We start from the raw sequence: 12,749 nt of genomic DNA on the forward strand, positions 1-12,749 counted from the left end.
CGAGTCGGCGGTCGTGCTGCTCGATGCGCTGCGCCACTGCGAGGGCGAACAGGACGCCGGCGGCTGGCAGGCGGGCGTGGAGGCGCTGGAAGCGGCCTGGTTCGCGCCGCTTGCGCAGGCGCTGGCGCGCCGGGAGATCGCCCGCCTCACGCTCGATACCGGCGCGCAGCGCTGGAGCGTGCGCGCCGGCGATCTGTGGAAGTTCTGGCGCCGGCAGCCAGCGGCGGCGTGCTTCGGCGGCTGACAGAACAGGGATTTGCGGGACAGCCGCGGGCGGCTTTCAGTATCATTCCCGATTTCCGCACTCGGTTTAGCCGTTCGCCATGACCGCACCCGCCTCGCCGCGCAAGCTGTTCTCGTACCGGAAGTTCTGGGCGCACCGCTTCGGACCGGCGCCCTTCCTGCCGATGTCGCGCGCGGAGATGACGGCGCTCGGCTGGGACAGCTGCGACATCATCATCGTCACCGGCGACGCCTACGTCGATCACCCGAGCTTCGGCATGGCGGTGATCGGGCGCGTGCTGGAAGCTCAGGGCTTCCGGGTCGGCATCATCGCGCAGCCGGACTGGACCTCGGCCGAGGCCTTCCGCGCGCTCGGGCGGCCGAACCTGTTCTTCGGCGTGGCCGCCGGCAACATGGATTCGATGGTCAACCGCTACACCTCGGACCGGCGCATCCGCTCGAACGATGCCTACACGCCGAACGACGAGGGCGGCAGACGGCCGGATCGCGCCGTGATCGTCTACGCACAGCGCTGCCGCGAGGCCTTCGCCGAAGTGCCGGTCGTGATCGGCGGCATCGAGGCGAGCCTGCGGCGCATCGCGCACTACGATTACTGGTCCGACAAGGTGCGCCGCTCGGTGCTGCTCGACGCCAAGGCCGATCTGCTGGTCTACGGCAATGCCGAGCGCGCGATCGTCGAGATCGCGCACCGTGCCGCCGCCGGCGAATCGATCCGCACGATGCGCGACATCCGCGGCACCGCGTTCATGCACGCCGGGCCGCTGCCGGAGGGCTGGGCCGAGCTCGATTCAAGCCAGCTCGACACGCCGGGCCGCATCGAGCCGCTGCCGAATCCCTACGAGGAAACCCCGCCGGCCGCGGCCTGCGCCACGCCCGCGGCGGATGCCAGCGGCGCGCAGGTCGTGCGCTTCGAGCGCCGGCCCAGACATCCGCGCGAGCGCACCGTCGTGCGCCTGCCGTCCTACGAACAGGTGCGCGACGATCCGGTGCTGTACGCGCATGCCTCGCGCACCTTCCACCTCGAAACCAACCCCGGCAACGCCCGCGCGCTGGTGCAGCGCCACGGCGAGCGCGAGGTCTGGATCAATCCACCGCCGCTGCCGCTCGCCACGCCGGAGATGGATTCGGTGTTCGGCCTGCCGTACGCGCGCGTGCCGCACCCGGCCTATGGCGGTGCGCGCATTCCGGCCTACGAGATGATCCGCTTCTCGGTCAACATCATGCGCGGCTGCTTCGGCGGCTGTACGTTCTGCTCGATCACCGAGCACGAGGGCCGCATCATCCAGTCGCGCTCGGAAGCCTCGATCCTCGCCGAGATCGAGGACATCCGCGACAAGACGCCGGGCTTCACCGGCGTGATCTCCGACCTCGGCGGCCCGACCGCGAACATGTACCGGCTGGCCTGCCGCTCGGCGGACATCGAGCGCAGCTGCCGCAAGCTCTCCTGCGTGTGGCCGGACATCTGCCCGAACCTGAACACCGATCATTCGGCGCTGGTCGGGCTGTACCGCCGCGCGCGCGCGCTGCCCGGCATCAAGAAGATCCTGATCGCCTCGGGCCTGCGCTACGACCTCGCGGTGCGCGATCCCGAATACGTGCAGGAACTCGTCACGCACCACGTCGGCGGCTATCTGAAGATCGCGCCCGAACACACCGAGGCCGGGCCGCTGTCGAAGATGATGAAGCCCGGCATCGGCAGCTACGACCGCTTCAAGGAGATGTTCGAACGCTTCTCGAAGGCGGCCGGCAAGGAGCAGTACCTGATCCCGTACTTCATCGCCGCGCACCCCGGCACCCGCGACGAGGACATGATGGAACTCGCGCTCTGGCTCAAGCGCAACGGCTTCCGTGCCGATCAGGTACAGGCCTTCCTGCCGACGCCGATGGCGCTTGCGAGTGCGATGTATCACTCCGGTTACAACCCGCTGAAGGGCGTGCGCCGCGCCGGCCAGGCCGAGCGTGTCGAATCCCCGAAGGGCCTGAAGCAGCGCCGGCTGCACAAGGCCTTCCTGCGCTATCACGATCCGGACAACTGGCCGCTGCTGCGCGAGGCCCTGAAGCGCATGGGCCGCGCCGACCTGATCGGCAACGGCAAGGCGCATCTGGTGCCGGGCTTCCAGCCGGCCGGCACCGGTCTCGGCGGCGAGGGCGCGCGCACCGGCCGCAAGCACGGTCCGCAGCGCCTGCTGACCCAGCACACCGGCCTGCCGCCGCGCGCCGACGGCAGCCGCCCGGCACGCGGACCTGCGCCGGATCCGCAGGCCGCGGGGGGACGGGCAAAAGAAAAGGCCGCGCAAGGCGCGGCCCGGCGGGGCGATCGACGGCGCTGAGGTTGCGCTCAGCCGCCGTGGGCGAGGTGCTCGCCAGCCGGTGCTTCGCTGCCGGGGCCGGGCTTGCCGTCATCGATCGGCACCATCAGCGATACGAGCGCCAGGGCTGCAGCCAAGGCGAGTACACAGAGCTGCTTGGTATCGGGGCGGAATCGGATCATGGTTGGAAGTCTCCGCGGACGGGCGCGTCCGCAATCTGGAAATTTTCGGCGGATACTAAGGTGAGTGACGTTGCCCGGCTGTTACAAATCATGTCCCTGCTGCGTGATCCCGAACGCGGCTGCCCGTGGGACGTGGCGCAGACCTTCGCGAGCATCGCGCCGTACACCCTCGAAGAGGCCTACGAGGTCGCCGATGCGATCGAGCGGGAGGACTTCGCCGGACTGAAGTCCGAACTGGGAGACCTGCTTTTGCAGGTGGTGTTCCATGCCCAGATGGCGAGCGAGCAGGGGCGCTTCGGCTTCGCCGATGTGGTCGCGACCCTGTCCGACAAACTCGTGCGCCGCCACCCGCACGTGTTCGGCGATACCACGTACGCGAGCCTCGAAGAGCAGGGCGAGGCCTGGGAGCGCATCAAGCGCGAGGAACGCGCCGCCGATGGCGAAATCCCGGCCGGGGCGCTCGATGGCGTGCCGCTGGCGCTGCCGGGGCTGACCCGCGCGGTCAAGCTCACGAAAAAGGCCGCGCGCGTCGGCTTCGACTGGGACGAGCCGGGGGCCGTGCTCGACAAGATCGAGGAGGAAATCCGGGAACTGCGGGCCGAGATCCACACCGGTGCACCGCTGGCGCGGCTTCGCGATGAACTCGGCGACGTGCTGTTCGCGCTCGCGAACCTTGCGCGTCACCTCGATCTCGACCCGGAGGCGGCGCTGCGCGGCACCAACGCCAAGTTCGAACGCCGCTTCCGCCACATCGAGGCACGGCTCGCCGAAACCGCGCGCACCCCGGCCGACGCGACGCTCGCCGAGATGGACGGCTACTGGAACGAGGCCAAGGCACTCGAACGCGGTGAAGCCCCGGAGCCATCGACCACGCGCTGAAGGCTTCAGTCCTTCGCGGCTTCGACCTTCAGCCGGTCGCCGATCCGGATGCGCTGACGCGCCGCCTCGCCGGCCGCGATCTCCAGCACCCAGGCCACCGGTCCGCCACTCGGGTACAGCGGGCACGGGTCGGCCGTGCATGGTGGCACGCGCGCACTGATCTTCACGAGCCGGCCCTGCGCATCGAACCACAGGATGTCGAGCGCGACGTGCGTGTTCTTCATCCAGAAGCTCACCGGCAGCGCCCGCGGCTGCACGAACAGCATGCCGCTGCCGGCCGGCAGCGCAGCGCGATACATCAGCCCGCGCTCGCGCTCGGCCTCGGTTTCGGCGATCTCGACCCGGAAGCGTCCGGCTCCGACCGTGACCTGCGTCGTCTGCCCGGCCGTTGCCGGCGCAGCGGCGAGCCACGGCACGGCGAGCGCGAGGCAGGCGCGTATGATCGCCGCTGCGGCGCTGTTGCCGGGTCGGGGAGGGCAGGGCATGGAATACCGGTACCGGATCATCGATCGGGCCATCGCCTATCAGGGCTTCTTCACGCTGTCCGAATACCGGCTGCAGCACGAGCGCTTCGCCGGCGGCTGGAGCGACGAGATCAGCCGGCTGTGCTTCGAGCGCGGCGATGCGGTCGCCGTGCTGCTGTGGGATCCGCGCCGCGACGCCGTCGTGCTGGTCGAGCAGTTCCGCGTCGGTGCGCTCGGCCGGCCGTATTCGCCGTGGCTGTACGAGATCGTCGCCGGCATCACCGGCCCCGGCGAGACGCGCGAGGAGGTCGCCCGGCGCGAGGCGGTCGAGGAGGCCGGCTGCACGGTCGAGGCGCTGGCCTTCGTCTGCGAATACCTCTGCAGCCCCGGCGGCACTTCGGAGAGCACGGCGCTGTACGTCGGCTGCGTCGACAGCCACGGCGTCGGCGGCATCCACGGTCTTGCGCACGAGCACGAGGACATCCGCGTGTTCGTCGTGCCGCGTGCCGAGGCAATGGCGATGATCGGCGGACGGCTCAATTCGGCCGCCGTGATCATCGCGCTGCAGTGGCTGGCGCTGAACCGCGAGCGGCTCGTCGCCGAGTGGCTGCCGGCCGGCGGCTGAGCGCCGGCGGGCCGTGTCAGGCGCCGGGTCTCATTCCTCGCTCTTGCGCGAGGCGCGCTTGCGGGCGTTCTCGTCGAGCAGCTTCTTGCGGATGCGGATGGTCTTCGGCGTGACCTCGACCAGCTCGTCGTCGTCGATGAATTCGAGCGCCTGTTCGAGCGTCATGCGGATCGGCGGCGTCAGGATGATGTTCTCGTCCGAGCCGGCCGCGCGGATGTTGGTGAGCTGCTTGGCCTTCAGCGGATTGACGACCAGGTCGTTGTCGCGCGAGTGGATGCCGATGATCATCCCCTCGTAGACCTCCTCGCCGTGGCCGATGAACAGGCGCCCGCGCTCCTGCAGGTTGAAGAGCGCGTAGGCGAGCGCCTTGCCGGCGGCATTGGCGATCAGCACGCCGTTGATGCGCGCGCCGAACTCGCCGCGCTTGTACGGTCCGTAGTGATCGAACACGTGGTACATCAGGCCGGTGCCGCTGGTCGTGGTCAGGAATTCGGTCTGGAAGCCGATCAGGCCGCGCGCCGGGATCAGGTAGTCGAGGCGCACGCGCCCCTTGCCGTCCGGCACCATGTCGCGCAGCTCGCCGCCGCGCTCGCCGAGCTTCTCCATCATCCGGCCCTGATGCTGCTCCTCGACATCGACGGTCAGCGTCTCGTACGGCTCCTGCTTCTCGCCGTCGAGCTCGCGGATGATGACCTCGGGGCGCGAGACGCCGAGTTCGTAGCCCTCGCGGCGCATGTTCTCGATCAGGATGCCGAGGTGCAGCTCGCCGCGGCCCGAGACCTTGAATTTGTCCGGGTCCTCGGTGTCCTCGACGCGCAGCGCGACGTTGTGGATCAGCTCGCGCTGCAGGCGCTCGCGGATCTGGCGCGAGGTCACGAACTTGCCTTCCTTGCCCGCGAACGGCGAGTTGTTGACCTGGAAGGTCATGCTGACGGTCGGCTCGTCGACGCTCAGCGGCGTCAGGGCCTCGACCGCGGCCGGATCGCACAGCGTGTCGGAGATGTTGAGCTTCTCCATGCCGGTGAAGGCGATGATGTCGCCGGCCGAAGCCTCCGGGAACTCGACGCGCTCCAGCCCGTGGAAGCCGAGGATCTGCAGCACGCGGCCCTGACGGCGGTTGCCTTCGGCATCGACGACGGTGACGGCGGTGTTGGTGCGCACGCTGCCGCGCTTGATGCGGCCGATGCCGATGACGCCGACGTAGCTGTTGTAGTCGAGCGAGGACACCTGCATCTGGAACGGGCCTTCGAGGTCGACGGCCGGTGGCGACACGTGTTCGATGATGGCCTCGAACAGCGCTGTCATGTCGCCGTCGCGGCACTCGGGGTCGAGGCTCGCGTAGCCGTTCAGCGCCGAGGCGTAGATGACCGGGAAGTCGAGCTGCTCGTCGGTGGCGCCGAGCCGGTCGAAGAGATCGAAGGTCTGGTCGAGCACCCAGCCCGGGCGTGCGCCGGGGCGGTCGATCTTGTTGATGACGACGATCGGCCGGAAGCCCATCGCGAACGCCTTCTGCGTCACGAAGCGCGTCTGCGGCATCGGGCCGTCGACGGCATCGACGAGCAGCAGCACCGAATCGACCATCGACAGCACGCGCTCGACCTCGCCGCCGAAGTCGGCGTGGCCGGGGGTGTCGACGATGTTGATGCGGTAGTCGTTCCAGCGGATCGCGGTGTTCTTGGCCAGGATCGTGATGCCGCGTTCCTTTTCGAGATCATTCGAATCCATCATGCGTTCGGTCGCCTGCGCGCGTTCACCGAGCGTGCCGGACTGCTGCAGGAGCTTGTCGACCAGCGTGGTCTTGCCATGGTCGACATGGGCGATGATGGCGATGTTGCGAAGCTTCTCGATCACGACGGGAACCGGGTGGAGGCAGACGAAAGTGCCAGTATAACCGAGCCATGGCCGCTGCTGCGCTGCATCATGCGAAGCGGATGCGCGACAGCCGGCGGAGGCACCGGAAAGACGGCGAGGGCCTGCGCGTGGAAACAAAAAAGCAAACCCCGCCATCGAGGCGGGGTTCGCAGGATTCGTGTTGTGCTGCGGGAAGCTCAGGCGAGCGGCTTGACCACCGTGGCCTGCGGACCCTTGTTGCCCTGACGCGAATCGAATTCGACCTTCTGGCCTTCGGCGAGCGTACGGAAACCCTTGCCGTCGATGACCGAATAGTGAACGAACACGTCGCCGGTACCGTCCTCGGGCTGGATGAATCCGTAACCCTTGGCCTCGTCAAACCACTTGATCGTTCCCGTGCGCATCTCCAGCTCCCCGCTCAGACGGCCTTCACCGAAGTCGCCTGAGGACCCTTCTGTCCTTCCTTCGATTCGAACTCCACCTTCTGGCCTTCGGCCAGGGTGCGGAAACCCTTGCCTTCGATCGCAGAGTAGTGGACGAACACATCGCCCGTGCCGTCCGACGGAGCGATGAATCCGAAGCCCTTGGCCTCATCGAACCACTTAACCGTACCAGTCTTCATAGAATGCGAAACCTCGGAAAAACCATCTGGCGCGCCGCCGGCAGTCGCGGGTGACGATGCATTTTCAATGGGAGATCGAGAATGGATCGGGACGGGCGGCCTGGGCGGCGCGGTATTCGATCCGGCGACGCTTATCGTTTGCGTCTTGAGGCCGGACCCGAGCTGGACACTACGCCAAAGGCTCAAGGCCTGCAAGCCAATTTCACGATTCGACGATGACCATCCCGCAAGGTTGCCGTGCGCGTGGCAAGCGCCGGTTTTGCTATGCTGCACGGCCGTTTGCCGCCTGCTCCACCCCCCGCCGTGCCCGATCCGCTTCGCGCCCTCGCCGGGCTGCTGCCGCAGTGCCTCGCTGTCGATCGCGAGGATTTCCGCCGTCGGCTCGATCGCCTCGAACGCCGTCGTGACGACGGCCGGGCGCACGAGCGCGGCCTCGCCGAACTGATCACGGCGATGGAAGCCTCGCATGCGCGGCTGCTCGAACGTCGCGCGCGCCTGCCGCTGCCGGTCTTCGACGATGCCCTGCCGGTCAACCAGCGTCGCGAAGACATCGCGGCGCTGATCCGTGCGCACCAGGTCGTCGTCGTCTGCGGCGAGACCGGTTCGGGCAAGACCACGCAGCTGCCGAAGATCTGCCTCGAACTCGGCTTCGGGGCGGCCGGGCTGATCGGTCACACGCAGCCGCGCCGGATCGCCGCACGCTCGGTCGCCGCGCGCATCGCCGACGAACTCGGGGCCGGCGCGGCAGCGGCGGTCGGCTACAAGGTGCGTTTTTCGGATCGCACCGGGCCGCAGGCCGCGATCAAGCTGATGACCGACGGCATCCTGCTCGCCGAAACCCAGGGCGATCCGCTGCTGTCGGCCTACGAGGTGCTGATCGTCGACGAGGCGCACGAGCGCAGCCTCAACATCGATTTCCTGCTCGGCTACCTGAAACGCCTGCTGCCGCGGCGGCCGGATCTGAAGCTCGTCATCACCTCGGCGACCATCGACCCGCAGCGCTTCGCGCGGCATTTCGACGATGCGCCGGTCATCGAGGTATCCGGGCGCACGTATCCGGTCGAACAGCGCTGGCGGCCGCTGATCGGCGAGGACGAGGACGCGCGTGATCGCGACCTGCAGCAGGCGATCCTCGACGCCGTCGACGAGGTCTGGGCCGAGGGGCCGGGCGACGTGCTGGTGTTCCTGTCCGGCGAACGCGAGATCCGCGAGACCGCCGAGGCCTTGCGCAAGCACCATCCACCCGGCGTCGAGATCGTGCCGCTGTACGCGCGGCTGTCGGCCGCCGAGCAGAACCGCGTGTTCGAGGCGCACGGCCGGTCGCGCATCGTGCTGGCGACCAACGTCGCCGAGACCTCGCTGACCGTGCCCGGCATCCGCTACGTGATCGATCCGGGCACGGCGCGCATCTCGCGCTACAGCTATCGCGCCAAGATCCAGCGCCTGCCGGTCGAGAAGATCTCGCAGGCGAGCGCCCGCCAGCGCGCCGGGCGCTGCGGGCGCGTCGAGGCCGGCGTCTGCCTGCGCCTGTATTCGGCCGAGGATTTCGCCGCGCGCCCGGCGTTCACCGATCCGGAGATCCTGCGCACCAACCTCGCCGCCGTGATCCTGCAGATGGCGGCGCTGAACCTCGGGGACCCGGCCGAATTCCCGTTCGTCGAGCCGCCGGATTCGCGGCTGATCCACGACGGCTACAAGCTGCTGCACGAACTGCAGGCGGTCGACGAGCGCCACCGGCTGACCGCGCTCGGGCGCGAACTGGCGAGGCTGCCGATCGACCCGCGGCTCGGGCGCATGATCCTCGCGGCGCGCGACGAGGGCTGTCTTGCCGAGGTGCTGGTGATCGCGGCCGGTCTGGCGATCCAGGACCCGCGCGAGCGCCCGCTCGAAGTGCAGCAGGCTGCCGACCAGCAGCACCGGCGCTTCCGTGACGAGCGGTCCGATTTCCTCGCGCTGCTGCGGCTCTGGGACTGGTGGCAGGCGCAGGGCCGGCGCCTGAGCAAGAGCAAGCTGCGTGAACTCGCGAAGGCCTCCTTCCTTTCCTATGTGCGCATGCGCGAATGGCGTGAGCTGCACGGCCAGCTGGTCGAGGTGCTGGCCACGCTCGGCGCGGTGCAGAACGAACGCGAACCGGCCCCGCCGCCGCCCGAGCCGAACCGGAAGCGCGAGGACGGCGACTCCCTCTGGCCGGCCAACGAAGTCCCTATCCACCGCGCGCTGCTCGCCGGCCTGCTCGGCCACACCGGCCTGCGTCAGCAGGAGGGCAGCGAGTTCCTCGGCGCGCGTGGCCGGCGCTTCCGCATCTGGCCGGGATCGGGCCTGACGAAGAAGCCGCCGCGCTGGCTGATGGCTGCCGAGCTGGTCGAGACCACGCAGGTCTGGGCGCGCACCTGCGCGCGCATCCAGCCGGAATGGCTGGAGACGCTGGCCGCGCACCTGATCAAGCGCGCGTACAGCGAGCCGCACTGGGAGAAGCGCGCCGCGCAGGTGGCGGCGACCGAGCGCGTGACGCTGTACGGCCTGCCGGTCGTCACCGGCCGCAAGGTCAACTACGGGCCGATCGATCCGCCGCTCGCGCGCGAGCTGTTCATCCGCCACGCGCTGGTCAACGGCGAGTTCGACTGCCGCGCGCCGTTCGTCGCCCACAACGCCGCGCTGATCGCCGAAATCGCCCGCATCGAGGACAAGGCGCGCCGGCGCGACGTGCTGGTCGACGAGGAGGCAATCTTCCGCTTCTACGATGCGCGCGTGCCCGAGCGGGTATGGTCGGGGGCGGCCTTCCTGAAGTGGCTGAAGGCCGCCGGGCGTGAGGATCCGCAACTGCTGTTCCTGAGCCGCGAGACGCTGATGGCACACGCGGCCGAGCAGGTCACCGATGCGCGTTTTCCGGATCGGCTCGTGCTCGCCGGCATCGAGTTTCCGCTCGCCTACCGCTTCGAGCCGGGTGCGGCCGACGACGGCGTGACGCTGACCGTGCCGCTCGCCGCGCTCAACCAGGTGCCGGCGGCGCGCTGCGAATGGCTGGTGCCGGGGCTGCTGCCCGAGCGGCTGGCGGCGCTGCTGAAGACATTGCCGAAGGAGCTGCGCCGGCGTGTGGTGCCGGTGCCGGATACCGTCGAAAAGCTGCTGCCCGAACTCGACGCGCACGCCGATGCGGAGGCGCCGCTGCTGCCGGCGCTGGTCGCGGCGCTGCGCCGGCTCACCGCCAGCGAGTTCCCGGAGGATGCCTTCGATCCGGCTGCGATACCGGCGCATCTGGGCATGAACTTCCGCGTCGTCGCGCCCGATGGCGCCGTGCTCGCCGAGGGCCGTGACCTGCGCCGGCTGCGCGCGCAGTTCGGTGATGCGGCGCGCGAGGCCTTCGGCACGCTGGCGAGCGCCTTCCGGGCCGCGGCCGACAAGGCGAGGACACCGCTGCGCGCGCGCGGCGAACCGGTCATTCCGGCATCGCCGGCACCGGCGCCGAAGCCGGCGATGCCGGCCGAGGATCCGGTCGCGCGTCTGGAGCGCGCCGAGGTCCACGACTGGGACTTCGGGGCGCTGGCACAGACCATCGAGTTCGTGCGCAACGGCATCGTGCTGAAGGGCTGGCCGGCGCTGGTCGTCGAAGGCGAGAGACTTGCCGTGCGCGTGCTCGATACCGAAGCGCGCGCGGCGGCCGCCCACCGTCACGGCCTGCACCGGCTGATCAGCCTGCGCCTGCGCGAGCCGGTCAAGTACCTGCGCCGCAACCTGCCGGGGCTCGCGCAGATGGGTTTGCACTACGTGGCGATCGGCACGCAGGAACAGCTGCGCGACGATCTGCTCGCCGCGGCGATCGATCGCGCCTTTCTGGTGCCGGCGCTTGCCGGCGGCGGGCTGCCGCGCGATCGGGCGGGCTTCGAGGCCATGCTGGAGCGCGGCCGGGCGCAGTTCGTCGGCTGCGCGAACGAGGTCTGCGCGCAGGTCGGGCAGGCGCTCGCGAGCTTCCACGCCGTGCGCCGGCGCATCAGCGGCCAGGTGCCGCTCGCGTGGATGGAAGCGGCGAAGGACATGCACGAGCAGCTCGACGCGCTGGTCTACCCCGGCTTCGTCAGCGCGACGCCGCCCGAATGGCTGCGCCGGCTGCCGGTATACCTGAAGGCGCTGGAGCTGCGCGTCGAGCGTCTCGGCGGCCGGCTGGAGCAGGACCGCCAGCGCAGCGCCGAGGTGCAGCGGCTGTGGCGCTGGTATCTGCAGCGGCGCGCCCAGCTCGCGCGCCGCGGTGCCGACGACCCGGAGCTCGAACGCTACCGCTGGATGCTGGAGGAACTGCGCGTGTCGCTGTTCGCGCAGGAGCTGAAGACGCTGTTTCCGGTGTCGGTGAAGCGCATCGAGGAGCAGGGCGCGAAGGTCCGCGTCTGAGCCCCGCCGCTCACGGCCGCCACAGCACGCCCGGGCCGATGTCGGCGAGCCGCGCGCAGCCGGTCAGCGCCATCGCCACTTCGAGTTCCTCGCGCAGCATCTTCAGCACGTGCGCGACGCCGAGCGCACCGGCGGCGGCGAGGCCGTGCAGATAGGGGCGGCCGATCAGCACGGCGCTGGCGCCGAGCGCGAGCGCCTTCAGCACGTCGGTACCGCGGCGGATGCCGCCGTCGACGAGGATCGGCACGCGCCCGGCGACGCGCTCGGCAATCACCGGCAGCGCCTCGGCGCTGGCCGGCAAGGTATCGAGCACGCGCCCGCCGTGGTTCGAGACGATCAGGCCGGCGACGCCGCGTTCGATCGCGAGCGCGGCATCTTCGGGGCTGACGATGCCTTTGAGGATCACCGGCAGGCGGGTCTGGTCGAGCAGCCAGTCGAGTTCGCGCCAGGTCGGTGCCGTGCGCATGATGCCGTCGAACACGAGGCTGGCCTGCGCGCTGCCGGGCGCGAATGGCGTCTGGCCGTGGCGCAGGTTGGCGGCGCTGACCCCGGGCGGCAGCCGGAAGCCGGCGCGGCGTTCGCGGTTGCGGATGCCGGCGAGCGGCGCATCGACGGTGACCACCAGCGCCGAATAACCGGCGGCCTCGGCGCGCTGCACGAGTTCAACACTCGCCGCGCGTTCGGGCTGGCAGTAGAGCTGGAACCACAGCGGCGGCGCATCGGGCAGCGCCGCGACCGCTTCGAGCTCGACGCTCGCGAGCGTGCTCAGCACGAAGCCGGCCCCGAGTGCTGCCGCGGCGCGCGCCGCGGCCAGTTCGCCGTCCGGGTGCGCGAGCCGCTGGTAGGCGACCGGTGCCAGCAGCACCGGATGTTCGAGCCGGCTGCCGAACAGCGTCAGCGCCGTGTCGCCGCCGGCCACGTCGGCGAGCACGCGTCCGTGCAGCCGCAGCCGCTCCCAGGCCTCGCGGTTCCAGCGCGCACTGAGTTCGTCCCCGGCTGCGCCGTCGAGATAGGCCCAGATCGCCGGATCGAGCCGTTCGCGGGCGTATGTGGCGTAGTCGGGGACGGCGGCGATGGCGTCGGGGATGCGGGTCAGCAGCGGCGGGCGGGACATCGGCGGGGCTCGGCGGCAGGCAGATGAAAACGCATTCTAATCGGGAATGAGTCGCATCTGTCGCCTGCCGGGCACGC

General features: G+C 69.8%; 10 protein-coding genes and 1 pseudogene. 5 read left to right on the forward strand and 6 right to left on the reverse strand.

Going from position 1 to position 12,749, the window contains the following annotated elements; genetic code table 11:
• Both PKE44_RS02785 and PKE44_RS02790 read left to right on the forward strand, forming a co-directional pair.
• Nucleotides 1-244, forward strand: a pseudogene (locus PKE44_RS02785) (regulator); the annotation flags it as partial.
• A gap of 79 nt (nt 245-323) precedes the next feature.
• Nucleotides 324-2,573: a YgiQ family radical SAM protein gene (locus PKE44_RS02790; RefSeq protein ID WP_324548143.1), complete on the forward strand. Its 2,250-nt coding sequence runs from the start codon at nt 324-326 to the stop codon at nt 2,571-2,573.
• Nucleotides 2,574-2,581: 8 nt separating this feature from the next.
• On the opposite strand, the gene PKE44_RS02795 is transcribed toward PKE44_RS02790, so the two are convergent.
• Nucleotides 2,582-2,734 (reverse strand): hypothetical protein, encoded by a 153-nt coding sequence (locus PKE44_RS02795; RefSeq protein WP_324548144.1) that lies wholly within the window; start codon nt 2,732-2,734, stop codon nt 2,582-2,584.
• Nucleotides 2,735-2,794: 60 nt separating this feature from the next.
• On the opposite strand from PKE44_RS02795, the gene mazG reads away from it, so the two are divergent.
• A complete protein-coding gene (gene mazG, locus PKE44_RS02800) occupies nt 2,795-3,613 on the forward strand; it encodes a nucleoside triphosphate pyrophosphohydrolase (protein ID WP_324548145.1) in 819 nt (272 codons plus the stop codon).
• Nucleotides 3,614-3,618: 5 nt separating this feature from the next.
• Here the strand turns inward: mazG and PKE44_RS02805 are convergent, their stop codons facing one another.
• Nucleotides 3,619-4,098 carry a DUF192 domain-containing protein gene (locus tag PKE44_RS02805; RefSeq protein WP_324548146.1) on the reverse strand — a complete coding sequence of 160 codons (480 nt, stop codon included), beginning with the start codon at nt 4,096-4,098 and terminating at the stop codon, nt 3,619-3,621.
• On the opposite strand from PKE44_RS02805, the gene PKE44_RS02810 reads away from it, so the two are divergent.
• Entirely contained in the window at nt 4,097-4,702 is a 606-nt protein-coding gene (locus PKE44_RS02810) for an NUDIX domain-containing protein (protein ID WP_324548147.1), read from the forward strand. The genes PKE44_RS02805 and PKE44_RS02810 overlap by 2 nt on opposite strands.
• Before the next feature lie 30 nt (nt 4,703-4,732).
• Here the strand turns inward: PKE44_RS02810 and typA are convergent, their stop codons facing one another.
• The 3 genes from typA to PKE44_RS02825 all read right to left on the reverse strand — a co-directional run bounded on the left by typA (nt 4,733) and on the right by PKE44_RS02825 (nt 7,175).
• The gene (typA, locus tag PKE44_RS02815; protein ID WP_324548148.1) at nt 4,733-6,553 is read right to left on the reverse strand and encodes a translational GTPase TypA; all 1,821 of its coding nucleotides are present in this window, start codon (nt 6,551-6,553) and stop codon (nt 4,733-4,735) included.
• Nucleotides 6,554-6,750: 197 nt separating this feature from the next.
• Nucleotides 6,751-6,957 (reverse strand): cold-shock protein, encoded by a 207-nt coding sequence (locus PKE44_RS02820; protein WP_324548149.1) that lies wholly within the window; start codon nt 6,955-6,957, stop codon nt 6,751-6,753.
• Between the two features lie 14 nt (nt 6,958-6,971).
• On the reverse strand, nt 6,972-7,175 hold the full coding sequence (locus PKE44_RS02825) for a cold-shock protein (protein ID WP_324548160.1): 204 nt from the start codon (nt 7,173-7,175) through the stop codon (nt 6,972-6,974).
• 264 nt (nt 7,176-7,439) lie between these two features.
• Between PKE44_RS02825 and hrpA the strand changes: the two genes are divergently transcribed.
• Entirely contained in the window at nt 7,440-11,558 is a 4,119-nt protein-coding gene (gene hrpA, locus PKE44_RS02830; RefSeq protein ID WP_324548151.1) for an ATP-dependent RNA helicase HrpA, read from the forward strand.
• Between the two features lie 10 nt (nt 11,559-11,568).
• On the opposite strand, the gene PKE44_RS02835 is transcribed toward hrpA, so the two are convergent.
• Entirely contained in the window at nt 11,569-12,672 is a 1,104-nt protein-coding gene (locus PKE44_RS02835) for an alpha-hydroxy acid oxidase (protein ID WP_324548152.1), read from the reverse strand.
• Nucleotides 12,673-12,749 lie beyond the last annotated feature (77 nt).

Source organism: Plasticicumulans sp. (assembly GCF_035331805.1).
Classification (GTDB): Bacteria; Pseudomonadota; Gammaproteobacteria; order Competibacterales; family Competibacteraceae; genus Plasticicumulans.

What these genes read in the sequence shown, in the direction of transcription:
- PKE44_RS02790 (WP_324548143.1), top strand. Translation starts at nt 324, where the DNA reads ATGACCGCACCCGCCTCGCCGCGCAAGCTGTTCTCGTACCGGAAGTTC.
- PKE44_RS02795 (WP_324548144.1), bottom strand. Translation starts at nt 2,734, where the DNA reads ATGATCCGATTCCGCCCCGATACCAAGCAGCTCTGTGTACTCGCCTTG.
- PKE44_RS02810 (WP_324548147.1), top strand. Translation starts at nt 4,097, where the DNA reads ATGGAATACCGGTACCGGATCATCGATCGGGCCATCGCCTATCAGGGC.
- PKE44_RS02805 (WP_324548146.1), bottom strand. Translation starts at nt 4,098, where the DNA reads ATGCCCTGCCCTCCCCGACCCGGCAACAGCGCCGCAGCGGCGATCATA.
- PKE44_RS02820 (WP_324548149.1), bottom strand. Translation starts at nt 6,957, where the DNA reads ATGCGCACGGGAACGATCAAGTGGTTTGACGAGGCCAAGGGTTACGGA.
- PKE44_RS02825 (WP_324548160.1), bottom strand. Translation starts at nt 7,175, where the DNA reads ATGAAGACTGGTACGGTTAAGTGGTTCGATGAGGCCAAGGGCTTCGGA.
- hrpA (WP_324548151.1), top strand. Translation starts at nt 7,440, where the DNA reads ATGCTGCACGGCCGTTTGCCGCCTGCTCCACCCCCCGCCGTGCCCGAT.
- PKE44_RS02835 (WP_324548152.1), bottom strand. Translation starts at nt 12,672, where the DNA reads ATGTCCCGCCCGCCGCTGCTGACCCGCATCCCCGACGCCATCGCCGCC.